Source organism: Pseudomonas sp. GM30 (assembly GCF_000282275.2).
Lineage (GTDB): Bacteria > Pseudomonadota > Gammaproteobacteria > Pseudomonadales > Pseudomonadaceae > Aquipseudomonas.
Genome location: NZ_AKJP02000004.1, coordinates 107,329 through 130,514 on the forward strand (window position 1 = coordinate 107,329; position 23,186 = coordinate 130,514).

Below are 23,186 nucleotides of genomic sequence, written 5' to 3' on the forward strand. Positions count from 1 at the left end.
CTCAAGGCAGGCGCAATATCACTTCCACACCGCCCTCGACATTGCGAATCTGCATCGACCCACCATGCAACTTCACCACCTCTTCTACGAAGTTCAGCCCCAACCCGGTGCTCTTGCGCCCACTGTCGGGGCGCGGCAGCGAGTAAAACCGTTCACTCAAGCGCGGCAAGGCGTACTCGGGAATCGCGGCCGCTTCGTTGAACAAGCGCAACTCGACCTGCTCCCCCACGCGTTCGGCACTGAAACGCAGCAACCCGGCGATCGGGGTGAAATCCAGTGCATTGTCCAGCAGATTGCCCAGCGCCTGGCGCAGCAGAAACGGCTCGCCGATCAGCATCAGATCCGGCGCAATGGTCTGCTCAACCGTGAGCCGCCGGCCTTCGATTCGCGCTGCCTGCGCGCGCAATAATTCATCGACCAACGCCGCCAGCGGCACCGCCACGCGTTCCTCAAGACCCTGCCGCTGCTCGACTTGCGCCAGATTCAACAGGCGCTCGATCAACTGCTGCATCCGCGCACTTTCACTGTCGATGTTGCCGACAAAGCGCAGGCGCTGAATCGCTGGCATCTCATCCTGCAGCAATTCCGCCGCACCGCGAATCGCCGCCAGCGGACTCTTCAGTTCATGGGTCAGAGTGTGCACATAGCGCTCGACGTAGGCCTTGCCTTCCAGTTGAGTGCGCATCTGCTCCACCGCCGTCGCCAGTTGTTCCAGCTCACCGCCACGGTAATGCGGCACTTCGACCCGGCGCCCCTCACTCACCGCTTTGGCGTACCCGGTCAAACGGTGCAGCGCGCGGCTCAGCCACCACGACAGCACAGCGCCGAACAGCAGACCGAGGCCGATCAACCCCGCGCCGTAAAACAGCAAGCGCCGCTCGGTGCGGTCGACATAAGGCTGCAATGAACTGTTGGGTTTGGCCACGGTGACCACGCCGATGATTTTGCCGTTATCACGGATCGGCGCGCCGACGTGCATCACCGACGACGCCGAATCATTCGGATCGCTGCGGGTCGAGCGCGCACCGTATTCGCCGCGCAGGGTCAGGTAGACGTCGTTCCAGCGCGAGTAATCCTGCCCGACCGCCACCCCGCTGGAATCCAGTACCACGATGCCTTTGGCGTCGGTGACGTAGATGCGGTGGTTGACCTGGTTTTTCGGCAAGCCCCAAATGGTCGCCTGTGGCTGGCGCTCACCGTAGGCGCGCAGCAATTCGGGCCAGCGGTTCTCGCTGAGCGTCCCGGCCTTGAAATCATCACGCAGGATCTCCGCCATCAGGTTCGCGGTGTCGACCAGGGTTTCTTCGGTGGACTGGCGCACACCGGGGCGGATTTCTTCCATCACCGTGTTGAGCACGAAGTAACCGGTCAGGCCGACAAACAGCACATACACCAGAAAAATCCGCAGCCCCAGCGACATCAGCTGTGCCCCGGGCTGTAGCTGTAGCCGAGGCCGCGATGGGTCTGGATCGGCTCGGCATCGGCGCGCACCAGGCGCAATTTGGCGCGCAGGCTTTTGATATGGCTGTCGATGCTACGCTCGTAGCCGGCGTCGGCGGCAACCCCCAGCGCATCGAGCAATTGCTCGCGGCTGAACACCCGTTGCGGTTGTTCAAGCAGGCATTGCAGCAGACGGAATTCGTGGCGGGTCAGGCTCAATGGCTGGCCGCGGTAGGTGATCAGCACACGCTCGGCATCGATGCGAAACAGTGCCGAGGAGGCTTCAACCACAGGTCGCGGCGCCACGCGTTTGAGAATCGCCCGTACCCGCGCGGCGACTTCCCGTGGGCTGAACGGCTTGACCACGTAATCGTCGGCGCCGATCTCCAGCCCCACCACCCGGTCGATCTCGGCGTTCCGGGCGCTGAGGAACAGCACCGGCACTTCACTGAAGCGCCGCAGCTGTTTGCAGGTTTCGAAACCGCTGATGTCCGGCAGGCCGATATCGAGAATGATCAAGTCAGCCGGGGTCTGCCGTTGAAACTCCAGCGCCGCTGCGCCGAGGCTCAGCCACGTGGTGGCGAACCCCTCGCCCTGCAGGGCAAAAATCAGCGTGTCGGCAATCGCCGCTTCGTCTTCGACAATCAGGATATGAGGCATGGCGTCCGAGCCCATGGGTTAAGTGCGCGAACGGTGCCCCAAGCCTGACCTTACGTCAATGAGACCACTTAGCAGTCCGGCTTGTCGGCGGTGAAACGCCGCGCCGGGTTCACCGCTGCGCCAAACTCGCGCAAGGCCTTGGCACCGATCAGCAGCGGGTAGTTGAAGTTGCTGCGGTCGGTCAGGTTGACCTCAACGGTACGCTTGACGTTGCCCAGGCACAGTTCCAGATCGACCACCGGACGCTTGGCGACTTCGGTGCTGTCGCCCTCGTCCTCTTCATCCGAGCGACTCTTGATCTTGCTGATCCGCGCGACCTTGTGTTCGTAGACCTTGTTGCTGGCGTCCTTGGTGCCGAGGCGGAAACGCACCCAGTTCTCGCCGTCGCGGGTGAAGGTCTCGATGTCCTTGGCCGACAGCGAGGCGGTCAGTGCGCCGGTGTCCATCTTGGCCTTGAGCACCTCACCACCGATTTCCGGCAGCGCGATGTATTCATAACGCCCGTACAGGGTCGGCTCGGCGGCCATGACTGGCAGGGCGACGAGGGCAAACAGTGCAAGGAGGGATTTCACGTAAGGGGCTTCCTTGGAAAATGAGGGCTCAACGCCGAATTCTAGACCGCGAAAAAACACGATAGTTGGTTCGCCGCCGACCTTTGTGGCGAGGGAGCTTGCTCCCGCTCGAAGACGCAGTCGGCGTGAACCAGCCTGCAGGTTTCGCCTGACACACCGAGGTGAATGGATTTGGGGCCGCTTCGCACCCCAGCGGGAGCAAGCTCCCTCGCCACAGGATGCTGTGTAATCATTCAAAGAATAACGGAGCAAAAGTGAAACATTCGTCACCACCGATTTGGCCTCTCACCCGAAGCCACTTATCATGGCGCGCCCATCCGCCTTCATAGAGTTGCTTATGCGCCGCCTGCTCACCGGCTGTTTCGTCACCCTGCTGCTGTTGCTCAACACCCTGATCCTGATCGGGCCGTTGCTGGTCTTTGCCCTGCTCAAACTGATTGCGCCGGGGCGCTGGCGCGACTACGCCTCGTGGGCGGTGATGTGGATTGCCGAGACCTGGGCCGAGATCGACAAGCTGATCTTTCAGCTATGCATCCCCACCCAATGGGACATTCGCGGCGGCGCAGACCTGCGCGGTGACACCTCGTATCTGGTGATCAGCAACCACCAGTCGTGGGTCGATATTCCGGCACTGATCCAGACCCTCAACCGGCGCACGCCGTTCTTCAAGTTCTTCCTCAAGAAAGAACTGATCTGGGTGCCATTCCTCGGTCTGGCGTGGTGGGCGCTGGATTACCCGTTCATGAAGCGCTACAGCAAAGCGTTCCTGGCCAAGCACCCGGAACTGGCGGGCAAGGATCTGGAGATCACCAAACAGGCCTGCGAGCTGTTCAAGCGCCAGCCGGTGACGGTGGTGAATTATCTGGAAGGCACCCGCTACACGGCGGCGAAAAGCGCGCAGCAGCAGTCACCCTTCAAGCATCTGCTCAAACCCAAGGCGGGCGGCGTGGCGTTTGTTCTGGCGGCAATGGGCGAACAACTCGATGCGCTGCTCGATGTGACCGTGGTTTATCCACAGGAAAAGATTCCGGGGTTCTGGGATCTGATCAGCGGCAGCGTGCCGCGAGTGATCGTCGACATCCAGACCCGCGAACTCGACCCGGCACTGGCGCAGGGCGATTACGAGAACGATCCGCTGTTTCGCCAGCAGGTCCAGAACTGGGTCAACCAGCTCTGGACCGAGAAGGATCAGCGCATCAGCGAACTGCGCGGCGAGCGCAGCTGAATCAGCTACCGGTGCCGGCGCCCCAAATGCTGCCCAGGCTCTGCAGAATCGGGCCGCCGACGCCTTGGTCACCCAGGTACTTGAGCAGCACCGGGGCAAACTGGCCGACCATGCCACTGTCCATGCCCAAGGCGCCGAAGGCGTTGTTCAGGTCACTGGTATTTTTGACGTTGCCCAGTGCGTTTTCCAGCCCGGCCGACTTGCCCGACGAACCCAGCAAACCACTCAACGCCGCCAGGTTGCCGCTGCCGCCCGACAATTTGTCGATGCCCGGCACTTCTTTGGCCAACTGCGAATAATCGGTGCTGCTCAACTGGTTCTTGGCCAGGCCAAGCATGGCACTGGTGCCACCAACCGCCTGCTGCGGCGTCACGCCGAGACCGGTCACGGCTTGCAGCAAACCGGCGGTTTCCGAGGTCGGCGCGGCGGCGGTGGCTGCGTTGCCACCCTGCATGCTCGAAGCTGCTTTGGTCACATCGTCCAGACTGAAGCCGGCAAACACCGGGCTCGCTGCAAGGGTCATCAGTGAAGCCAAGGCAATACCGCGTGAAATCTTCATTCAGACATCCTCTTGCGCTGTGGTGACCGCCCCTCAATGGGCGGCAAAACTGCCGGTTTGACCTGGTTTCAGCCAGCATGTTCCTCGCCGGCGCATCCATTTTCAGCATAGCCACGTATATAAAACGTGAAACCGTGGATAACCCGAGATGAATGGCACAAGCGCTGTCGCTGAACTAGCCTGTGAACAACCCGGGGCCCGCCTTCGTCGCCCGTGCATTGCCTGGAGGCCTGTCATTTCCATCGTCGACACCGATCAGCTCAGGCATCTGTTGGCCCAGTGCGCACTGGGCGACCGAGGCGCCTTCGAAACCCTCTATCGCAGCGTCGGCCCGCGCCTGCACGGCATCGCCCTGCGCTTCATGGGTCGGGCGGATCTGGCCGAAGAAGTGCTGCAGGAAAGCTTCGTGCGCATCTGGAACAACGCCTCGCGTTACGAAGCCCATTTGTCGGCGCCGCTGACCTGGATGATCAACATTACCCGCCATCAGGCCATCGACCAGTTACGCAAGCATCGCGACCGACCGCTGACCGATGTCGAACAGGACGCCCTGGCGGACGAAAGTCCTTCGGCCCATGACCTGTTGAACCGCAGCCGCGAAGCCAGTGCGCTGCACCGCTGCCTCGACACCCTCGACGGCATGCAGCGCCAGTCGATCAGCGTCGCTTACTTTCAGGGCCTGTCCTGCGCGGAACTCGCCGAACACCTGGCCGCACCGCTGGGTTCGGTGAAGTCGTGGATTCGTCGCGGCATGGAACGTCTGCGCAGGTGCCTCGAATCATGAACTACCAGACCCCGGCCCTGCGCCGCGCCCTCGCTGCCGATTACGCCATCGGATTGATGTCGGCGGCGGCGCGTCGGCGCTTTGAGCAATTGCTGCTGGATGACGCAGCACTGCGAACCGAGTTGGCGCAGTGGCAGGAGAGTCTCGCCAGCCTGACCGATACATTGCCGGAGCAACCGGTGCCGGATCGGGTGTGGCAAGGCATCACCGCACGCATCGAGCCGCAAGTGCTGCACGTCCCGGGAAAACGCCCGTTCTGGAACTGGCTGCGGGTCACCGCCGCACTTTGCTCGATCGTGGTGCTGGTGTTCCTCGGCTCGCTGTACAACCGCGACGACGCCCGCTACCGCGCCACTCTGCTGAGCGCCGACGCGCAACCGGCGCTGAAGGTCGAGGCGCATGCGGATTATCTACAAGTCGAGCCGCTGACATTGGCCGCAGTCGGGCCAGATCGCAGTCTGGAATTGTGGGCGATCCCGGCTGATGGCAAGCCGATTTCGCTGGGGGTGATTCCTGCGGGAGGCAAAGGTAAGGTCGAGTTGAGCGCGGCGCAGAAAGCCTTGATCGGCCAGCCGATTGCGCTGGCGGTAAGTCTTGAACCGAAGGGTGGATCGCCGACCGGGCAGCCGACGGGGCCGGTCCTTTATCAAGGGGCGTTGGCCGCGCTGTGAATGAGATCGGGATCGGACAAGGCATGTTCTCTGCCCAAGAGTAATTGCCAACGCATCCTTTATTCCAAAACAGGCTTATTGACTGTCAGATCTGACAGTACCTTCAAAAACGAAAGTATCTGAACATGTGTCCTCCAACCCTGTAACGGAGTACGACCCATGCTCAAATATCTGATTGCCGGTTCAGTCATCGCCCTGACGCTCAGCAGCACTGTCTATGCAAATTGCCTGGAGGCCAAGTCATTCAAAAAACTGAGCGACGGTAAATTTGAAGCAACGAGTCCCTATGGCACGGTTGAAGTTGATGTTGATCCCGGCAGCGCCAGTGAAAGCGATGTCCAGGCACTCCCCTTCACAGCCGCACGAGCAAAAGAAACGACTACTAATGCGGCCAGAGTCATCTGCCAATACGAAAGCAAAGGATCGGAAATTGGAGCGTCACTGGTCTTGAAAAAAGGATCGCCGATCAATCTGACTGGACCAGACTGGAAAAACGATGAATGCGCAACGAAGGACGGTGACGTTCAAAAGTGCGCTTTCAACTAGTCGAACGTTTCGATGACAGCACAAGGCAATTTCACGAAAAAGGGCGACCTGACCGGCCGCCCTTTTTTCGTGGTTACAACTTACGCCGCACTGAACAACCGATGCGGATCAATCACAAACTTCTTCGGCACACCCGCATCGAACTCGCCGTAACCTTCCGGCGCCTGGTCGAGGCTGATGACTTGCACGCCGACCACTTCGGCGATGTTGATGCGGTCCCACATGATCGCTTGCATCAGTTGGCGGTTGTACTTCATTACCGGGGTCTGGCCGGTGTGGAAGCTGTGGGATTTGGCCCAGCCCAGACCGAAGCGGATGCTCAGGCTGCCCATTTTTGCGGCGGCGTCCACGGCACCCGGATCTTCGGTCACGTACAGGCCCGGAATACCGATCTTGCCCGCCACGCGCACCACGCCCATCAGCGAGTTGAGTACGGTGGCCGGGGCTTCGGATTTCACCCCGTCATGGCCGTGGCCGCGCGCTTCGAAGCCCACGCAGTCCACCGCGCAATCCACTTCCGGCTCGCCCAGCAGTGCGGCGATCTGTTCGTGCAGCGGCGTGTCCTTGGACAGGTCGACCACTTCAAAACCCTGGGCCTTGGCGTGCGCCAGGCGGATGGTGTTGACGTCGCCGATGATCACCACCGCTGCGCCCAGCAAACGCGCCGAGGCTGCAGCGGCCAGACCAACCGGGCCGGCGCCTGCGATGTACACGGTGCTGCCCGGGCCAACACCCGCCGTCACCGCGCCGTGATAGCCGGTAGGGAGGATGTCGGAGAGGCAGGTCAGGTCGCGGATTTTCTCCATGGCCTTGTCACGATCCGGCAGTTTCAGCAGGTTGAAGTCGGCGTACGGCACCAGCACGTATTCGGCCTGGCCGCCGGTCCAGTCGCCCATGTCGACGTAACCGTAAGCACCGCCGGCACGGGCCGGGTTGACGGTCAGGCAGACGCCGGTGTGTTGCTCCTTGCAGGAACGGCAGCGCCCGCAAGCCACGTTGAACGGTACGGAGACCAGGTCGCCGATCTTCAGGTTCTCGACGTCGGAACCCTTTTCGATCACTTCGCCGGTGATTTCGTGGCCCAGCACCAGACCGGTCTGCGCCGTGGTCCGGCCGCGCACCATGTGCTGGTCGGAGCCACAAATGTTGGTGGACACCACACGCAGAATCACCCCGTGCTCGATCTTCCTGCCGCGCGGATCCTGCATTTTCGGATAGTCGATTTTCTGTACTTCGACCTTGCCAGCGCCGAGATACACCACACCACGATTGCCAGACATGCTTTCACCTCGCTGTTGTTTTTATGGAACCGCGTTGCCCAGGCAGGCAGCGCGTTAAGTGCTCGGGTACAGATGCTGATTGTTGTGTTGCCTGTTATGGCCTCATCGCTGGCAAGCCAGCTCCCACAGGTTTCGGGTGGAACTCAAAAATTGTGTACGGCACAAATCCCTGTGGGAGCTGGCTTGCCAGCGATGGCGATCTAAAGAACCACGGTTCTGTTGGCGTTCAAAAACACCCTTCTTTCGATGTGATAACCCACGGCTCGGGCCAGGGTCAGGCCTTCGATATCCCGCCCCTTGGCAATCAGATCCTCCGGGTAATGACTGTGATCCACCGCCTCGACGCCCTGGGCGATGATCGGCCCTTCGTCGAGGTCGTTGTTGATGTAATGCGCCGTGGCGCCGACCAGCTTCACGCCCTTGTTGTAGGCCTGGTGATACGGCTTGGCGCCCTTGAACCCCGGCAGCAGCGAGTGATGAATGTTGATCGCCTTGCCATCGAGCTTGCGGCACAGCTCCGGCGACAGCACCTGCATATAGCGGGCGAGGATCACCAGTTCGGCGCCGGACGCTTCGATCACCTGCCACACCTGTCGCTCCTGCGCCGGCTTGTCGTTGGGGTCGAGGGGGAAATGGTAGTAGGGAATCTGGTGCCAGTCGGCCAGCGGCTTGAGGTCCGGGTGGTTGGAGACCACCGCCGCCACGTCCATCGACAACTGGCCGATGCGCTGGCGGTAAAGCAAATCGTTGAGGCAGTGATCGGCCTTGGAGACCATGATCACCACTTTCGGCCGGTAGTTCGGCGCGGTCAGTTCGAAGACCATGCCGAACGCCGCTCCACGCTCGGCGAGGCCGGCGCGGAAGGACTGCTCGTCGAAGCCGTCGGGCTGACGGAATTCCACGCGAATGAAGAAACGACCCGAGAGCCGGTCATCGAACGAGTGGTGCTCGGTGACGTAGCAACCCTGCTCGAACAGAAAACGCGTCACCGCGTCCACCGTGCCGAGCACGCTGGGGCAATCGGCGGTCAGAATCCATGTGTCTGGGGCGCGGCTCATGGTGCGGTGACTCCTGTTTCAACAGCTGTGAGCAGAGTGAACTCTGTGGCGAGTGAGTTCTGTGGCGAGGGAGCTTGCTCCCGCTGGGTTGCGAAGCGACCCCAAAATCAGCAACCGCGTTCTTCCAGAAAGAATGCGCTCGCAGGTTTTTGCGACTGCTTCGCAGCCGAGCGGGAGCAAGCTCCCTCGCCACAAGAAGCAATCGCGGCAACCACTAAGCGTTACGCCTGCACGCTCAGGCCGTACTCGGCCGACGCATCCTGCAACCACAACCACCAGTAATCCGAGAAGCTGCGGCGGATCAGCAGTTCCCAGGTGTCTTCGGCGGTGTGGCGAATCATCAGCTGCGACTTGGCGAACACCGTGCCCACCGCTTTGCCCACCGGGAAGTTGTTCGGGTGCACGTCGTAGCTGGTGGATTTCATCAGCACCTGACGCACGTTCGGCCCGCTCAGTTCGAGCACTTGCTGGCCGCCGCTGACGTTGACGATCGCGATGTGCAGATCGCCCAGCGCTTCGCGCAGCTTCTGCTCGGCGGCGAATTCTTCACCGCTTGGCACGATCAGCAGCCACTCGTCCGGGCCCATCCATTGCAGGCTGGTTTCGCCTTTGACGATCACGCTCAGGGCGCCGGGCAATTCGATGCCGAGGGCCTTGTGCACACCGGCAGCGAACGCGGCGTCATGGCCATCGCCACGAAGGGTCAGGTGACCGAGAAGTTTCTTTTCACGCACGATGACGCCGGCGTTCTTGCGACCCTTGCCGGCCAGGCTGGCGAGGTCGGCATGGTGCAGCGACGACTCGGCCTTGGCCCCGGTGGTCGGGCGTTGTTGGTACACATTGGCTGTGGTCATAAAGCACCTATCTCAATTCTGTTGGTCCGGTCCTTGTGGTGGCTGTACTGCCGCCTTCGCGAGCAAGCTCGCTCCCACAGTGGACTGATGCCTGACACAAATTCCATTAACAACCCGAAACCTGTGGGAGCGAGCTTGCTCGCGAAGGCGATATCCGCCACACCACAGGGTTCGAAGCCGTCAGATGTTCTGCCGATCCCCCTTCGGATCGAAGAACACCGAAGAGACAATCTCCGCCTCGATCACGCTGCCATCGGCCAGCGGTGCGAACACCCGCTCGCCCATGCGCTTGAGACCGCCCTTGACCACACCCATGGCAAACGAATAACCGAGGGAGTTGTGCGCGTAGCTGGAGGTCACGTGGCCGACCATGGTCATCGGGATCGCCTGCTTGGTGTTGAACACCAGTTGCGCACCTTCCGGCAGCCACACGTTCGGATCGATCGGCTTCAGGCCCACCAGTTGTTTACGCTGATCCTTCACGCAGTCTTCACGATTCATGCCGCGCTGGCCGATCCAAGAGAACGGTTTGGTGCGACCGACGCACCAGCCCATGTTCAGGTCGTCCGGGGTCATCGAGCCGTCGGTGTCCTGACCGACGATGATGAAACCCTTCTCCGCCCGCAGGACGTGCATGGTTTCAGTGCCGTACGGCGTCAGGTTGTACTGCTTGCCGGCCTCGACAATTTTCTCCAGCACGCCCATCGCGTAGTCGGCCTGCACGTTGACTTCGTACGACAGCTCACCGGTGAACGAGATGCGGAACACCCGCGCCGGCACACCGCCGACCAGACCTTCTTTCCAGGTCATGAACGGGAAGGCTTCGTTGCTCAGGTCGATGTCGGTCACGGCGCTGAGCAGCTTGCGGCTGTTCGGCCCGGACAGGGTCATGGTCGCCCAGTGGTCGGTGACCGAAGTGAAGTAGACCTTCATCTCTGGCCATTCGGTCTGGTGGTAGAGCTCCAGCCACTGCAGCACGCGGGCTGCGCCGCCGGTGGTGGTGGTCATGACGAAATGGTTGTCGGCCAGACACGCCGTCACCCCGTCGTCGAAGACCATGCCGTCCTCTTTGCACATCAGACCGTAACGGGCCTTACCCACGTCGAGCTTGGTCCAGGCGTTGGTGTATACGCGGTTGAGGAACTCGCGGGCATCCGGACCTTGAATGTCGATCTTACCCAGGGTCGAGGCGTCGAGCAGGCCGACGCTGTCGCGCACGGCTTTGCATTCGCGCTTCACCGCCGCATGCATGTCTTCACCGTTTTTCGGGAAGTACCATGGACGTTTCCACTGGCCGACATCTTCGAACTCGGCGCCGTTTTTCAGGTGCCATTGATGCAGAGCGGTGTAGCGCACCGGTTCGAAAATGTGCCCACAGTGACGACCCGCTACCGCGCCGAACGTTACCGGCGTGTAGTTGGGGCGGAACATCGTGGTGCCCATCTGCGGGATGGTCACATTCAGCGAACGCGCGGCAATCGCCAGACCATTGACGTTGCCGAGCTTGCCCTGATCGGTGCCGAAACCCAGCGCGGTGTAGCGTTTGACGTGTTCGACCGACTCGAAACCTTCGCGGGTCGCCAGTTCGATGGCGGCAGCGGTGACGTCGTTCTGCAGGTCGACGAATTGCTTCGGCGCCCGCGCAGTGCCCTTCTCGTGCGGCACCTGGAACAGCGCCAGGGTCGCTTCTTCAAGACGGCTCAGCGCTTTTGGCAGCGTGCCTTCGACCACCGCGAAACCGGCTTCACTGGCAGCGCGTGCGCCACCTTCGAAACCATCGGCCAGCGAATCTCCGAGGCCGTAAACGCCGTTGATGCCGCCGACGCACACACGCTTCTGCGGTGCTTCGCCCGGTACGAAACCGAGGATGTCTTCGCGCCAGATCGGCTTGCCACCGAGGTGCGAAGCCAGGTGCACCACCGGGCTGTAACCGCCGGAACTGGCGATCACGTCGCAGTCGAGCCATTCGCCCGGGCTGGTCACGGTGTGCGCTTTGACGTCAATCGCGGCGACGCGGGCAGCGGTGACGCGCTTGCTGCCACGGGCCTCGATCACGGCGCTGCCGGTGAGGATGCGAATGCCTTTGGCGCGGGCTTCTTCCACCAGCGCACCACGCGGATTGCTCCGTGCATCGGCGATGGCCACCACTTGCAGGCTGGCGTCGAGCCAGTCCAGCGCCACGCGATAGGCGTGATCGTTGTTGGTGGTCAGGACCAGTTTTTTGCCCGGTGCCACGCCGTAACGGCGCACGTAAGTCGAGACCGCACCGGCGAGCATGTTGCCCGGCACGTCGTTGTTGCCGTAGACCAATGGACGCTCGTGGGCGCCGGTCGCCAGCACCACACGCTTGGCGCGAACCCGGTGGATGCGCTGACGCACCTGACCGATAGGCGCGCGGTCACCGAGGTGATCGGTGAGGCGTTCGTGAATGGTCAGGAAGTTGTGGTCGTGGTAGCCGTTGACCGTGGCGCGCGGCAACAGCAACACGTCCGGGGTGTTTTTCAATTCAGCGATAACGCTGGCCACCCACTCCATCGCCGGTTTGCCGTCGAGGCTTTCGCGGGAATCGAGCAGGCTGCCGCCGAACTCTTCCTGCTCATCAGCGAGGATCACCCGCGCACCACTGCGCGCAGCCGCCAGGGCAGCGGCGAGACCGGCAGGGCCGGCGCCGACGATCAGCACGTCGCAGTGCTGGTTCATGTAGTCGTAGGTGTCCGGATCGACTTCGGTCGGCGAACGGCCCAGACCGGCAGCCTTGCGAATGTACTTCTCGTAGGTCATCCAGAACGATTGCGGGTACATGAAGGTTTTGTAGTAGAAACCCGGCGGCATCAGCTTGCCGCCGACCTTGCCGAGAATCCCCATCATGTCGTTATTGACGCTCGGCCAACCGTTGGTGCTGGTGGCGACCAGGCCTTGGTACAACGCCTGTTGCGTGGCGCGCACGTTGGGAATCTGCGTGGCTTCGGTGGCACCGATCTGCAGCACGGCGTTCGGCTCTTCGGCACCGGCGGCGAAGATCCCGCGTGGACGCGAATACTTGAAGCTGCGACCGATGATGTCGACGCCGTTGGCGATCAGTGCCGAGGCCAGCGAGTCGCCCTCGAAGCCTTTGTAGCTCTGACCGTTGAAGGTAAAGCTCAGCACTTTGTTGCGGTCGATCCGTCCACCGTTGGACAGGCGATTGGTCTGGCTCATACCTTCTCTCCCAGCGCCGTCGTGGCTGTTTTCGCCGTATCAGCCTTGTCGGTGAATTGCGGCTTGGTGCCGATCTTGTAGGTTTCGAGAATCTCGTAGGTCACGGTGTCGCGGGTGACGTTGAAGTACTGGCGGCAACCGGCGACGTGATCCCACAGTTCGTGGTGCAGACCACGCGGGTTGTCGCGGAAGAACATGTAGTCGCCCCACTCTTCATCGGTGCAGGCGGCAGGATCCAGCGGACGCGGAATGTGCGCCTGACCGGATGCGTGGAATTCCTCTTCGGAGCGCAGTTCGCCGCAGTGAGGACAGAAGATATGCAACATGGGAATTTCTCCTGTTAGTGGGCGACGGCAGCAGCGCCGTGTTCGTCGATGAGTGCGCCGTTGTGGAAACGGTCGATGGAAAACGGTGCAGCCAACGGGTGCATTTCACCCTTGGCCAGGCTTGCGGCAAACACGTTGCCCGAGCCAGGTGTGGCCTTGAAGCCGCCGGTGCCCCAACCGCAGTTGAAGAACATGTTCGGTACCGGGGTTTTCGAAATGATCGGGCAGGCGTCCGGGGTGGTGTCGACGATGCCGCCCCACTGGCGGTTCATGCGCACCCGCGACAGCACCGGGAACATCTCGACGATGGCCTGGATGGTGTGCTCGATCACCGGGTACGAACCGCGCTGGCCGTAGCCGTTGTAGCCGTCGATACCGGCGCCGATCACCAGGTCGCCCTTGTCGGACTGGCTGATGTAACCGTGCACGGCGTTGGACATGATCACGCTGTCGATAATCGGCTTGATCGGCTCGGACACCAGCGCCTGCAGCGGGTGGGATTCGATCGGCAGACGGAAACCGGCGAGCTTGGCCATGTGCCCGGAGTTACCGGCGGTGACCACACCGACACGCTTGGCGCCGATGAAACCCTTGTTGGTTTCAACGCCGATGCACACGCCGTTTTCCTTGCGGAAACCGATCACTTCGGTCTGCTGGATCAGATCCACGCCCAAGGCGTCGGCGGCACGGGCAAAGCCCCAGGCCACGGCGTCGTGACGAGCGACGCCACCACGACGCTGAACAGTCGCGCCCATCACCGGGTAGCGAGTGTTTTTCGAGCAGTCGAGGTACGGAATCTCGTCGGCCACTTGCTTGGCGTTGAGCAGTTCGCCGTCGACGCCGTTGAGGCGGTTGGCGCTGACCCGACGCTCGGAATCACGGATGTCCTGCAGGGTGTGGCACAGGTTGTAAACGCCACGCTGGGAGAACATCACGTTGTAGTTCAGGTCCTGCGACAGGCCTTCCCACAATTTCATCGCGTGTTCGTAGAGGTGCGCCGACTCGTCCCACAGGTAGTTGGAGCGCACGATGGTGGTGTTGCGCGCGGTGTTACCGCCGCCCAGCCAGCCCTTCTCGACCACGGCGACGTTGGTGATGCCGTGCTCTTTTGCCAAGTAGTAGGCGGTCGCCAGACCGTGCCCGCCACCGCCGACGATGACCACGTCGTAGACCTTCTTCGGCGTTGGCGTGCGCCACATGCGCTGCCAGTTCTCGTGGTGGCTGAGGGAGTGTTTGAAGAGGCCGAAGCCCGAATAGCGTTGCATAGTCATTTACTCCAAACCGCTCAGCGATAAACCGGGTAGTCGGCGCACAGTGCCGCGACGTTCTTGGCCACATTCGCTTCAACGTCGGCGTCACCGAGGTTGTCGAGGATGTCGCAGATCCAGCCGGCCAGCACTTCGCACTGGGCGACCTTGAAGCCGCGCGTGGTGACGGCCGGGGTGCCGATACGCAGGCCCGAGGTCACGAACGGCGACTGCGGGTCGTTCGGCACGGCGTTCTTGTTGACGGTGATGTGCGCACGGCCAAGGGCAGCGTCAGCATCTTTGCCGGTCAGGCCCTGACGGATCAGGCTGACCAGGAACAGGTGGTTGTCGGTGCCGCCGGACACTACATCGTAGCCACGTTTGATAAACACGCTGGCCATCGCCTGAGCGTTGTCGATCACTTGCTGCTGATAGGCCTTGAATCCTGGCTCCAGCGCCTCCTTGAAGCACACGGCTTTACCGGCGATGACGTGCATCAGCGGGCCGCCCTGGGCCCCGGGGAATACCGCGGCGTTGAGCTTCTTCTCGATCTCTTCGTTGGACTTGGCCAGGATCAGCCCGCCCCGCGGACCGCGCAGGGTTTTGTGGGTAGTGGTGGTGACCACATCGGCGTACGGCAGCGGGTTCGGGTACAGGCCAGCAGCGACCAGACCGGCGACGTGGGCCATGTCGACGAACAGCAGCGCACCGACCTTGTCGGCGATCTGGCGGAAACGCGGGAAGTCCAGCGTCTTCGAATAAGCAGAGAACCCGGCAACGATCATCTTCGGCTTGCACTCGACGGCCAGACGCTCGACTTCGTCGTAATCGATCAGCCCGGTGTCGGTGTTGATCCCGTACTGCACCGCGTTGTACAGCTTGCCCGAGGACGACACTTTGGCGCCGTGGGTCAGGTGACCGCCGTGGGCCAGGCTCATGCCGAGAATGGTGTCGCCCGGCTGGATCAGCGCCAGGTACACCGCGCTGTTGGCGGAGGAGCCGGAGTGCGGCTGAACGTTGGCGTAATCGGCGCCGAACAGTTGCTTGGCGCGCTCGATGGCCAGCGCTTCGACTTTATCCACATGCTCGCAGCCGCCGTAGTAACGCTTGCCCGGATAACCTTCGGCGTATTTGTTGGTCAGGCCGCTGCCTTGCGCTTGCATCACGCGTTTGCTGGTGTAGTTTTCCGACGCGATCAGCTCGATGTGATCTTCCTGACGTTGCTCCTCGGCATTCATCGCCGCCAGCAGTGCATCGTCGTAACCCTGGATCTGGTCTTGCTTGCTGAACATCGCGTCTCTCCCGGCGGCGTCGGTGCGCCATTTCGTCTTGGTCAGGCACGCGGCTTGCGGCGGTGCCCTTTGATGCGATGGTATGGCCGGCGCAGACAGCCCAGATGCCTGCGGACGCCACGCAAAGGTGCGTTTACGACATGGCTGGGAAAGCGCAGGCACACAATGCCCTCTGTGGCGAGGGAGCTTGCTCCCGCTCGGCGGCGCAGCCGCCGCAAAACCTCAGCATGCGGTGCGCCTGATAGACCTTATGTTGAGGATTTGGGGCTGCTGCGCAGCCCAGCGGGAGCAAGCTCCCTCGCCACAGGTGTCAGGCAAATACCGTGCGTAGCGTCAGGAGAATGAGGAAATGCAGGGGATAGAGTGCGTAAGCCCAGCGCTGCATCGGCGGTGGCTGGAGATGTCGCGCATGTCGCAACAAGAACAACCCAAGCGATGGCGCAACCAGACACGCCGCGATACCGAACACTGCAACGACATTGCCAAATTGCGCCGCCTCATACAGCACCTGCCACTGATTCGACGCCAGACAGACCAGCCCCGGCAGCAGACCCAAATACCAGGGGCGACGGATTACCCACAGCAGCGCCAGCGGCAGCAACACGCCAAACACGCCGAACATCAGCCACTGTGAAAACAGCGCCGCCAGCAGCAAGGCGCCTGCGCCCAAAAGCCGCGACAACAACGTGCGATCCTGCCAGCCCCGCGCCACCAGCAACCCCAGCGCCAGGGTGGGCAGCACGTTCAAGGTGTCGGGATCGGGAATGTACAAGCGGTAAGGAATCTCGCTGACCAGACTGAACAGCAACAACCAGCCCAGATAGCGCCACTCGGTCTTCTGCGCGCCGGCGCGGGCAAGATTCGCCGCCATCGCCAGACAGAACCACGGGAACGCCATGCGCCCCGGAACATACAGCCAATCGGCGCTGATCCCGACATATCGCAGGTGATCGAGCAGCATGCTCAGCAGCGCCAGCCACTTGAGCAGATCCAGCGCGCCGTCGCGTTTAGTCACGTGCATAATCGGGCAACAAACTGGTAATTTTCTGACAGCGACATCCCGTGTGCTCCCCGGAAGATCTTCGGTAAAGTGCGCATCATCATTGACCACGAGCCTTCACAAGAGTCTCGACCACGGAAGCCGGCCATGACCGACAAGAGCCAACAATTCGCCAGCGACAACTACTCCGGTATCTGCCCCGAAGCCTGGGCCGCCATGGAACAGGCCAACCACGGCCACCAGCGCGCCTACGGCGACGATGAATGGACCGCACGCGCGTCCGACCATTTCCGCCAACTGTTCGAAACCGACTGCGAAGTATTCTTCGCCTTCAACGGCACCGCCGCCAACTCGCTGGCGCTGTCGTCGCTGTGTCAGAGTTACCACAGCGTGATCTGCTCGGAAACCGCCCACGTCGAAACCGACGAATGCGGCGCGCCGGAATTTTTCTCCAACGGCTCGAAACTGCTGATCGCCGGCACTGAAAACGGCAAGATCACCCCGCAGTCGATCCGCGAAGTCGCGCTCAAGCGCCAGGACATCCACTACCCCAAACCGCGCGTGGTGACCCTGACCCAGGCCACCGAAGTCGGCAGCGTCTACACCCCGGAAGAAGTCCGCGCCATCAGCGCCACCTGCAAGGAAATGGGCCTGCACCTGCACATGGACGGCGCGCGTTTCTCCAACGCCTGCGCGTTCCTCGGCTGCTCGCCGGCCGATCTGACCTGGAAGGCCGGCGTCGACGTGCTGTGCTTCGGCGGCACCAAGAACGGCATGGCGGTGGGTGAAGCGATCCTGTTCTTCAACCACAAACTGGCTGAAGACTTCGATTACCGATGCAAACAGGCCGGGCAACTGGCGTCGAAAATGCGCTTTCTGTCGGCGCCGTGGGTCGGCATCCTCGAAAACGATGCGTGGCTCAAATACGCTCGCCATGCCAACCACTGCGCACAACTGCTGGCCGAGCTGGTCAGCGACATTCCGGGCGTCGAGCTAATGTTCCCGGTGCAGGCCAACGGCGTGTTCCTGCAACTCTCGGAACCGGCCATCGCCGCGCTGACCGCGAAGAACTGGCGCTTCTACACCTTCATCGGCAAGGGCGGCGCCCGCTTCATGTGCTCGTGGGACACCGAAGAAGAACGCGTGCGCGAACTGGCCCGCGACATCCGCGAAGTCATGTCCGCCTGATTTCTTGGCAAATGAACGCCTGGATAAGGGGATCTCCGGTAATGAGTTGATCCCCTGTGGCGAGGGAGCTTGCTCCCGCTGGGCTGCGTAGCAGCCCCAAAACCTGAGTAGGCGGTTCGTCAGACAAACCGCATTGCCTGGGTTTACGACTGCTGCGCAGCCGAGCGGGAGCAAGCTCCCTCGCCACAAGTTCACTTCGCCGCCCTTATCGCGACAGCTGCTTGGTCTACATTGTCTGTCGAGCCCTCCGCTCACATAACAATAAGCAGGAGCATCGGCATGTCGCTACAAGGCAAAACCCTGTTCATCACCGGCGCCAGCCGTGGCATCGGCCGTGAGATTGCGCTGCGTGCCGCGAAGGACGGGGCCAATATCGTGATTGCGGCCAAAAGCGCCGAAGCCCATCCGAAACTGGCCGGCACCATTCACAGCGTCGCCAAGGAAGTCGAGGCCGCTGGCGGCAAGGCATTGGCGCTGCAACTGGACGTGCGTGATGAAGAGGCGGTGCGCCGTGCGCTGGCCCAGGCCAACGAGCATTTCGGCGGCATTGATGCGCTGGTGAACAACGCCGGGGCGATCAAGCTCACTGGCGTGCAACACATCGAACTGAAGCGTTTCGACCTGATGCACCAGATCAACACCCGCGCGGTGTTGCTGTGCAGCCAGGCCGCCCTGCCCTATCTGAAGAAATCCGCCGGACATATCCTCAACCTGTCACCGCCGCTGAATCTGGCGAGCAAGTGGTTCGCCCAATACAGCCCCTACACCGTGACCAAGTACGGCATGAGCATGCTGACGGTGGGCATGAGCGAGGAGTTCGCCAGTTACGGGATCAGCGTCAATTCGCTGTGGCCGCAGACGATGATTGCCACGGCGGCGATCGAGTTTCAACTGGGCAGTCGCGAGTCGTTCAAGCATGCACGCACGCCGGCGATCATGGCGGATGCGGCGCATGTGATCTTGGATAGCCGCCAGCGGCAGATCACTGGACGGCTGCTGATCGACGAAGAAATTTTGCGTGAGCACGGCGTGACTGAATTTGATCACTACCGTTTCGAGCCGGACAGCGACGCCGCGCTGATGCCTGACCTGTTTATCGATTGAAGCGCATAACCCTGTGGGAGCGAGCTTGCTCGCGAAGTGGCCGTGTCAGACAGCACAGATGTTGAATGACACACCGCCTTCGCGAGCAAGCTCGCTCCCACAGGGGATTTGCATCGATCTTTAGAATTCGATTCTGACGTCGCCTTTAGGCACGCTGCAGCACGACAGGATAAACCCTTCCGCCTCGTCGTCCTCGGTAATCCCGCCGTTGTGCTCCATCTCCACCTCGCCCCCAAGCTTCATCACCTTGCACGTACCGCAGATCCCCATACCGCAAGCTTTCGGGATCATCAAACCAAGCTTGGCCGCCGCCGCGTGCACGGTCTCGCCCGGTGCCACGCGAATACTCTTGCCGGAGGCGGTGAACTCGACCTGATGCAGATCCGCCGCATCGATTTCCGGGGCCTCGGCAGCCTGCTCGGCCTGTTCCACCGCATCGGCACGGGCTTCCGGTGGCGTGGCGCCGAAGGATTCCTCGTGATAACGCGACATGTCGTAGCCGGCGGCTTCGAGCAGGCGCTTGACCGCAGTCATGTACGGCGTCGGGCCGCAGCAGAACACTTCGCGCTCGAGGAAGTCCGGCACCATCAGTTCGAGCATCTTGTGATTCAGATAGCCGCGATAACCGGCCCACGGCTCGCCCAGCCCGTGTTTCTCGCAGATCAGGTGCAGGCTGAAGTTGTCGATCCGCGACGCCATGTGTTCCAGCTCGCGGTGGTAAATGATGTCTTTCGGCGAGCGCGCGCTGTGGATAAAGGTCATGTCGACGTTGGCGTTGGTGTCGTAAAACCAGCGCGCCATCGACATGCACGGGGTGATCCCCACGCCACCGCTCAGATACAGGACTTTCGGGCTCGGGAAATCGATGGCATTGAACAGCCCGACCGGCCCGTGCACCGCCAGCTCCTGCCCTTCATGCAGGGTGTCGTGCAGCCAGTTGGAAACCTTGCCGCCCGGCACGCGCTTGATGGTCACAGAGAAGCTGTACGGTACCGACGGCGAACTGGAAATGGTGTACGAACGCATGATCGGCTGGCCGTCGATTTCCAGCTCCAGGGTCACGAATTGCCCGGGCTTGAAGAAGAACAGGATCGGCTGATCGGCCATGAAACAGAAGGTGCGCACGTCCCAGGTTTCCTGGATGACTTTGACGCAACGGACGATGTGTCGGCCATTGGCCCAGGTCTGGGTGGTGACCGGATTCAGGAAGCTGTTGGACATGCTGTTCTCCACGGCCGACTGTCGGCGTTCATGTGGCGATTCTGCGTATAGCGTGAACCGCCCGTTTACCTATCCGCGACATCGGCATACTTATCGCGACCAGCCCCCAACCACCGGGGGTTGCGCGTCGGGAACAGATTGCGCCATGTCGCCCATGGATAAGGTTCCGCCCAGCGCCGGCCCCACACTCGCCTCACACCAAGACGAATTCTTTACACCTTGCGTAGCAACCCTGATCAGCCACTTTCGCGGCCACGCAGATGGCCTTGAGGAATACATCGATGGACGTCACCGCAAAAATCAGCCTGGGCGATCCGCTGGAACCCGCACGCAAGGCCACCGCACAGATGCTGCAGGAGCGCGAGCGCACTTTCTCGCTGCCGCAGCCGTTTTACAGCGACGAGCGCCTGTTCGATATCGACATGCAGGAGATCTTCCAGAAAGAGTGGTTGATCGCCGGCATGACTTGCGAGATCCCGGCCAAGGGCAACTACCTGACCCTGCAGGTCGGCAAGAACCCGATCATCGTCATTCGTGGCGCCGACGGTGTGGTCCACGCGTTCCACAACGTCTGCCGCCACCGTGGCTCGCGCCTGTGCACCAGCGACAAGGGCAAGGTCGCCAAACTGGTCTGCCACTACCACCAGTGGACCTACGAACTGGACGGGCGCCTGCTGTTCGCCGGCACCGAGATGGGCGCCGACTTCGACATGAAGCAGTACGGCCTCAAACCGGTGAACGTGAAGACTGCCGGCGGCTACATCTTCATCAGCCTGGCGGAAAACCCGCCGGCCATCGATGACTTCCTGTCGACGCTCAACCACTACATGGAACCGTACGACATGGAGAACACCAAGGTGGCGATCACCACCACCTTGATGGAAAAGGCCAACTGGAAACTGGTGCTGGAAAACAACCGCGAGTGCTACCACTGCAACGCCTCGCACCCGGAACTGCTGAAAACCCTGCTGGAATGGGACGACGTCACCGACCCGCGTGCCGATCAGGCGTTCAAGGATCACGTCGCCGCGTCTGCTGCCGCGTGGGAAGCCGAGAAAATCCCTTACGCCCACGCCAGTTTCGGTCTGCGCAACCGCATCGTGCGCATGCCGCTGCTCAAGGGCACCGTGTCGATGACCCTGGACGGCAAACAGGGCTGCGCCAAGCTGATGGGCCGGATCAAGAACCCCGACCTTGGCTCGATGCGCATCCTGCACCTGCCGCACTCGTGGAACCACTGCATGGGCGACCACATCATCGTGTTCACCGTGTGGCCGATCAGCGCCCAGGAAACCATGGTCACCACCAAATGGCTGGTGCACAAGGACGCGGTCGAAGGCGTGGATTACGACGTCGACCGCATGCGCCAGGTGTGGGACGCGACCAACGACCAGGACCGGCGTCTGGCTGAAGAGAACCAGCGCGGGATCAACTCCAGCGCTTATCAGCCGGGGCCTTACTCCAAGACCTATGAGTTTGGTGTGGTCAATTTCGTGGACTGGTACAGCGAGCGGATGCTGAACAACCTTGGGGCCGAGCCTGCGCCGTATCTTAAAGGGGTGCCTGTCCAAGGCTAAAAGCAAAAGCTTCGCGAGCAAGCTCGCTCCCACAGGGACTGGCGGTGTACACAAATTCTGTTATCACCGCCGACCACTGTGGGAGCGAGCTTGCTCGCGAAGAGGCCTGCCCAGCCACCGCGTCACTTGGATGACCACCTCACCGATCCATCCTCCCCAATAAACTCCTCAAAAATATCCTCCCCCACCAGCCGGATTTTCGCGTAGCCATTCAACACCCGCAGCGGATAAGCCGGGTCATTGGCATCCTGAGTCTCCGACCACAACACCCGCGAATGCCCGTTCAGCTCGCTGGCATTGCCATAGGGAATCGCCCCGTGCCCGGCGCAGCGCGCATTCAAGCCGCCCTGTTTGGCGTAAACGATGCCGTTGTGCAGATGTCCCCAGTACCAATAATCCGGCTCGCGCCCCAGGGCATCGCACACCGGTTGATACAGCGCGGTCTGGTGATGCCCGGAAATATCGAAGCCCTGGTGATGACTGAGCACCATGATCTTTTTGCGTTTCGGCAGGGCTTTCATCCAGGTGATCTGCGGTTCGTTGAGCGTGCCGTCCATGTACAGGTTCATCGCGTCCGAGGCATACGCCGAATCCAGCCCGACCACCAGCCAGTCGTCGTTGATCAAGGCGAAATAACTGGTGCCCTGCTGCCCCGGAAAGCGCTTGGCCAGTTCCTTGAAATAGCCGTGGGCGCCGCTGTACATCTCGTGGTTGGAGTTGAGGGTGAACGAGCCGTGGCTGCCCATCGGCCAACCGGCCATGTCGACATCTTCCTGCGAGTGGCTGCCGGCGTAGTAGACATCGCCCAGATGGATGGTGAAATCCGCCTGCGCCAATTGCATCTGGTTGGCGACTGAAACCGCCGGCGCATGGCTGTCGAAGGGGCCGGTGCCCCAGTCGCCGGCAATCGCCAGGGTCACGTCGCGGTCCATCTGCACCACCGCCGGATCAGTGCCGAAGGTCGCATGATGACGCAGGTTCTCGATCCACTTGAGCAGCGCTTCGCTCCACAGCAGGTCGAGCAATTCCCACTTGCGACAGCCGAGCAGGCTGCCGTCCTGCAACACCCGGGTTGCCAGTTGATCGGGCGATTGCGGCAACGGTGTGGCATTGCCGATGCGCAGGATCGACAGGCCATGGGACAACTCCCACGGCACCGCCGGTTCGTCGCCGGGCAATTCACCGTTTTTCAGCACGTATTGCGCCTGATCGTGACCGCGCTGCAGCAGCTTGATGATCGCCTGAAACTCCTGCGGCTCCAGCTCGCTGATGAGCTTCATCCAGGCCATTTCCATGCGCGTGAACAGGCCGTGAATGCGCAGTTTGACCTTGTCGTACTCGTGTTCCCAATGACTGACCAGTGACATGGCGTAATCCTCTATCC

The 23,186-nt window shown here is 61.5% G+C and carries 21 protein-coding genes; 7 read left to right on the plus strand and 14 right to left on the minus strand.

The window, feature by feature from the left end; translation table 11 throughout:
* Position 1: 1 nt before the first annotated feature.
* From creC to rloA2, 3 genes are all read right to left on the minus strand, one after another.
* Positions 2 to 1,420 carry a two-component system sensor histidine kinase CreC gene (gene creC, locus PMI25_RS03635; protein WP_007962585.1) on the minus strand — a complete coding sequence of 473 codons (1,419 nt, stop codon included), beginning with the start codon at positions 1,418 to 1,420 and terminating at the stop codon, positions 2 to 4.
* On the minus strand, positions 1,420 to 2,100 hold the full coding sequence (creB, locus tag PMI25_RS03640) for a two-component system response regulator CreB (RefSeq protein ID WP_045121973.1): 681 nt from the start codon (positions 2,098 to 2,100) through the stop codon (positions 1,420 to 1,422). Before creB ends, creC begins: the two co-directional genes overlap by 1 nt.
* Before the next feature lie 68 nt (positions 2,101 to 2,168).
* Positions 2,169 to 2,672 (minus strand): retropepsin-like aspartic peptidase RloA2, encoded by a 504-nt coding sequence (gene rloA2 / locus PMI25_RS03645; protein ID WP_007962587.1) that lies wholly within the window; start codon positions 2,670 to 2,672, stop codon positions 2,169 to 2,171.
* Positions 2,673 to 3,009: 337 nt separating this feature from the next.
* Between rloA2 and PMI25_RS03650 the strand changes: the two genes are divergently transcribed.
* Positions 3,010 to 3,897 (plus strand): acyltransferase, encoded by an 888-nt coding sequence (locus PMI25_RS03650; protein ID WP_007962588.1) that lies wholly within the window; start codon positions 3,010 to 3,012, stop codon positions 3,895 to 3,897.
* Position 3,898: 1 nt separating this feature from the next.
* Here PMI25_RS03650 and PMI25_RS03655 read toward each other — a convergent pair whose 3' ends face one another.
* Positions 3,899 to 4,456 (minus strand): DUF2780 domain-containing protein, encoded by a 558-nt coding sequence (locus PMI25_RS03655; RefSeq protein ID WP_007962589.1) that lies wholly within the window; start codon positions 4,454 to 4,456, stop codon positions 3,899 to 3,901.
* Between the two features lie 148 nt (positions 4,457 to 4,604).
* On the opposite strand from PMI25_RS03655, the gene PMI25_RS03660 reads away from it, so the two are divergent.
* The 3 genes from PMI25_RS03660 to PMI25_RS27685 all read left to right on the plus strand — a co-directional run bounded on the left by PMI25_RS03660 (position 4,605) and on the right by PMI25_RS27685 (position 6,457).
* Positions 4,605 to 5,240 (plus strand): RNA polymerase sigma factor, encoded by a 636-nt coding sequence (locus PMI25_RS03660; protein WP_007962590.1) that lies wholly within the window; start codon positions 4,605 to 4,607, stop codon positions 5,238 to 5,240.
* Positions 5,237 to 5,911 (plus strand): anti-sigma factor, encoded by a 675-nt coding sequence (locus PMI25_RS03665; RefSeq protein WP_007962591.1) that lies wholly within the window; start codon positions 5,237 to 5,239, stop codon positions 5,909 to 5,911. The genes PMI25_RS03660 and PMI25_RS03665 overlap by 4 nt, the downstream gene beginning before the upstream one ends.
* A gap of 159 nt (positions 5,912 to 6,070) precedes the next feature.
* Positions 6,071 to 6,457 carry a hypothetical protein gene (locus PMI25_RS27685; protein ID WP_007962593.1) on the plus strand — a complete coding sequence of 129 codons (387 nt, stop codon included), beginning with the start codon at positions 6,071 to 6,073 and terminating at the stop codon, positions 6,455 to 6,457.
* Positions 6,458 to 6,537: 80 nt separating this feature from the next.
* On the opposite strand, the gene fdhA is transcribed toward PMI25_RS27685, so the two are convergent.
* The 8 genes from fdhA to PMI25_RS03710 form a co-directional block, all read right to left on the minus strand.
* Positions 6,538 to 7,737 (minus strand): formaldehyde dehydrogenase, glutathione-independent, encoded by a 1,200-nt coding sequence (gene fdhA / locus PMI25_RS03675; protein ID WP_007962594.1) that lies wholly within the window; start codon positions 7,735 to 7,737, stop codon positions 6,538 to 6,540.
* 200 nt (positions 7,738 to 7,937) lie between these two features.
* Complete coding sequence (purU, locus tag PMI25_RS03680; protein WP_007962596.1) at positions 7,938 to 8,795, minus strand: formyltetrahydrofolate deformylase; 858 nt, start codon at positions 8,793 to 8,795, stop codon at positions 7,938 to 7,940.
* A gap of 221 nt (positions 8,796 to 9,016) precedes the next feature.
* Positions 9,017 to 9,649, minus strand: coding sequence for a sarcosine oxidase subunit gamma (locus PMI25_RS03685; protein ID WP_007962598.1), 633 nt, complete (start codon positions 9,647 to 9,649; stop codon positions 9,017 to 9,019).
* A 180-nt stretch (positions 9,650 to 9,829) separates the two neighbouring features.
* On the minus strand, positions 9,830 to 12,847 hold the full coding sequence (locus PMI25_RS03690) for a sarcosine oxidase subunit alpha (RefSeq protein ID WP_007962599.1): 3,018 nt from the start codon (positions 12,845 to 12,847) through the stop codon (positions 9,830 to 9,832).
* Positions 12,844 to 13,173, minus strand: a complete 330-nt coding sequence (locus PMI25_RS03695; protein ID WP_007962600.1) for a sarcosine oxidase subunit delta — start codon at positions 13,171 to 13,173, stop codon at positions 12,844 to 12,846. Before PMI25_RS03695 ends, PMI25_RS03690 begins: the two co-directional genes overlap by 4 nt.
* A 14-nt stretch (positions 13,174 to 13,187) precedes the next feature.
* Complete coding sequence (locus PMI25_RS03700; RefSeq protein WP_003206307.1) at positions 13,188 to 14,438, minus strand: sarcosine oxidase subunit beta; 1,251 nt, start codon at positions 14,436 to 14,438, stop codon at positions 13,188 to 13,190.
* A gap of 20 nt (positions 14,439 to 14,458) precedes the next feature.
* On the minus strand, positions 14,459 to 15,712 hold the full coding sequence (glyA, locus tag PMI25_RS03705) for a serine hydroxymethyltransferase (RefSeq protein ID WP_007962601.1): 1,254 nt from the start codon (positions 15,710 to 15,712) through the stop codon (positions 14,459 to 14,461).
* A gap of 310 nt (positions 15,713 to 16,022) precedes the next feature.
* Positions 16,023 to 16,733, minus strand: coding sequence for a TraX family protein (locus tag PMI25_RS03710; protein ID WP_007962602.1), 711 nt, complete (start codon positions 16,731 to 16,733; stop codon positions 16,023 to 16,025).
* 126 nt (positions 16,734 to 16,859) lie between these two features.
* Between PMI25_RS03710 and PMI25_RS03715 the strand changes: the two genes are divergently transcribed.
* On the plus strand, positions 16,860 to 17,900 hold the full coding sequence (locus PMI25_RS03715) for a threonine aldolase family protein (protein WP_007962603.1): 1,041 nt from the start codon (positions 16,860 to 16,862) through the stop codon (positions 17,898 to 17,900).
* A 279-nt stretch (positions 17,901 to 18,179) separates the two neighbouring features.
* Positions 18,180 to 19,004, plus strand: a complete 825-nt coding sequence (locus PMI25_RS03720) for an SDR family oxidoreductase (protein ID WP_007962604.1) — start codon at positions 18,180 to 18,182, stop codon at positions 19,002 to 19,004.
* A gap of 120 nt (positions 19,005 to 19,124) precedes the next feature.
* Here PMI25_RS03720 and gbcB read toward each other — a convergent pair whose 3' ends face one another.
* Positions 19,125 to 20,225, minus strand: coding sequence for a glycine-betaine demethylase subunit GbcB (gene gbcB, locus PMI25_RS03725; protein WP_007962605.1), 1,101 nt, complete (start codon positions 20,223 to 20,225; stop codon positions 19,125 to 19,127).
* Between the two features lie 281 nt (positions 20,226 to 20,506).
* Between gbcB and gbcA the strand changes: the two genes are divergently transcribed.
* Positions 20,507 to 21,802, plus strand: a complete 1,296-nt coding sequence (gene gbcA / locus PMI25_RS03730; RefSeq protein ID WP_007962606.1) for a glycine-betaine demethylase subunit GbcA — start codon at positions 20,507 to 20,509, stop codon at positions 21,800 to 21,802.
* A gap of 122 nt (positions 21,803 to 21,924) precedes the next feature.
* On the opposite strand, the gene PMI25_RS03735 is transcribed toward gbcA, so the two are convergent.
* Positions 21,925 to 23,169: a metallophosphoesterase family protein gene (locus PMI25_RS03735; RefSeq protein ID WP_007962608.1), complete on the minus strand. Its 1,245-nt coding sequence runs from the start codon at positions 23,167 to 23,169 to the stop codon at positions 21,925 to 21,927.
* Between the last annotated feature and the right edge of the window lie 17 nt (positions 23,170 to 23,186).

Coding starts and splice junctions, on each gene's coding strand:
- glyA (WP_007962601.1), bottom strand. CDS start 15,712: ATGTTCAGCAAGCAAGACCAGATCCAGGGTTACGACGATGCACTGCTG.
- PMI25_RS03655 (WP_007962589.1), bottom strand. CDS start 4,456: ATGAAGATTTCACGCGGTATTGCCTTGGCTTCACTGATGACCCTTGCA.
- PMI25_RS03665 (WP_007962591.1), top strand. CDS start 5,237: ATGAACTACCAGACCCCGGCCCTGCGCCGCGCCCTCGCTGCCGATTAC.
- PMI25_RS03690 (WP_007962599.1), bottom strand. CDS start 12,847: ATGAGCCAGACCAATCGCCTGTCCAACGGTGGACGGATCGACCGCAAC.
- PMI25_RS03685 (WP_007962598.1), bottom strand. CDS start 9,649: ATGACCACAGCCAATGTGTACCAACAACGCCCGACCACCGGGGCCAAG.
- PMI25_RS03715 (WP_007962603.1), top strand. CDS start 16,860: ATGACCGACAAGAGCCAACAATTCGCCAGCGACAACTACTCCGGTATC.
- creB (WP_045121973.1), bottom strand. CDS start 2,100: ATGCCTCATATCCTGATTGTCGAAGACGAAGCGGCGATTGCCGACACG.
- fdhA (WP_007962594.1), bottom strand. CDS start 7,737: ATGTCTGGCAATCGTGGTGTGGTGTATCTCGGCGCTGGCAAGGTCGAA.
- PMI25_RS03735 (WP_007962608.1), bottom strand. CDS start 23,169: ATGTCACTGGTCAGTCATTGGGAACACGAGTACGACAAGGTCAAACTG.
- PMI25_RS03650 (WP_007962588.1), top strand. CDS start 3,010: ATGCGCCGCCTGCTCACCGGCTGTTTCGTCACCCTGCTGCTGTTGCTC.
- PMI25_RS03720 (WP_007962604.1), top strand. CDS start 18,180: ATGTCGCTACAAGGCAAAACCCTGTTCATCACCGGCGCCAGCCGTGGC.
- gbcA (WP_007962606.1), top strand. CDS start 20,507: ATGGACGTCACCGCAAAAATCAGCCTGGGCGATCCGCTGGAACCCGCA.
- purU (WP_007962596.1), bottom strand. CDS start 8,795: ATGAGCCGCGCCCCAGACACATGGATTCTGACCGCCGATTGCCCCAGC.
- PMI25_RS27685 (WP_007962593.1), top strand. CDS start 6,071: ATGCTCAAATATCTGATTGCCGGTTCAGTCATCGCCCTGACGCTCAGC.
- PMI25_RS03660 (WP_007962590.1), top strand. CDS start 4,605: ATGAATGGCACAAGCGCTGTCGCTGAACTAGCCTGTGAACAACCCGGG.
- PMI25_RS03695 (WP_007962600.1), bottom strand. CDS start 13,173: ATGTTGCATATCTTCTGTCCTCACTGCGGCGAACTGCGCTCCGAAGAG.
- PMI25_RS03700 (WP_003206307.1), bottom strand. CDS start 14,438: ATGCAACGCTATTCGGGCTTCGGCCTCTTCAAACACTCCCTCAGCCAC.
- PMI25_RS03710 (WP_007962602.1), bottom strand. CDS start 16,733: ATGCACGTGACTAAACGCGACGGCGCGCTGGATCTGCTCAAGTGGCTG.
- creC (WP_007962585.1), bottom strand. CDS start 1,420: ATGTCGCTGGGGCTGCGGATTTTTCTGGTGTATGTGCTGTTTGTCGGC.
- gbcB (WP_007962605.1), bottom strand. CDS start 20,225: ATGTCCAACAGCTTCCTGAATCCGGTCACCACCCAGACCTGGGCCAAT.